Origin of the sequence: Terrabacter terrae (assembly GCF_039529575.1) — a bacterium.
Classification (GTDB): domain Bacteria; phylum Actinomycetota; class Actinomycetes; order Actinomycetales; family Dermatophilaceae; genus Terrabacter; species Terrabacter terrae.
In genome coordinates, this window is record NZ_BAAANB010000140.1 from 1 (window position 1) to 513 (window position 513).

General features: G+C 67.1%; 1 protein-coding gene. It reads right to left on the reverse strand.

Annotated elements, in window-relative coordinates; translation table 11 throughout:
* Window positions 1–55 precede the first annotated feature (55 nt).
* The coding region (locus ABD194_RS20015; protein ID WP_343994783.1) for a DUF3566 domain-containing protein at window positions 56–513 on the reverse strand (458 nt) is incomplete at its 5' end.

Here is a 513-nt window from a genome sequence, read left to right on the forward strand (position 1 = left end):
GCCGTCTTGCGTATGCCGTGCGGCTCGCCTGCGCGTGCTGGCTCAGCGTGCTCGCTCAGTCGTCGGTGAGCGTGAGCTGCACGCCGCCGACGAGGGCCGAGCAGATGTTGTAGAGGAAGGCCATGACGGTCGCTATCGCCGTCATGAGGATGATGTCGATGACGCCGATGACGATCGAGAGAGACACGACGCGGCCGAAGCCGACGTAGTCCTTGATCGAGAACGGGTCGGCGGTCGTGGACTGCAGCGACTGCAGCACGCCCTCGATGTCGGTGAAGACGTTCATCGTGGACAGGATCATCCAGAGCACCGCTGTGAGAACCACGCCGGCGATGCCGATGGCCACCGACAGCAGGAAGCTCATCTTCATGACCGACCACGGGTCGACCCGAGCCACGGCCAGGCGCACACGGCGCGGGCCCTTGTGCTTGCGCGGCGCGGTCGACGTGCGGGCGCCCGTGCCGGTCGATGCGGCGCCGGACTGACCGGTCTGCCCCGACTGTGTGGCCTGGT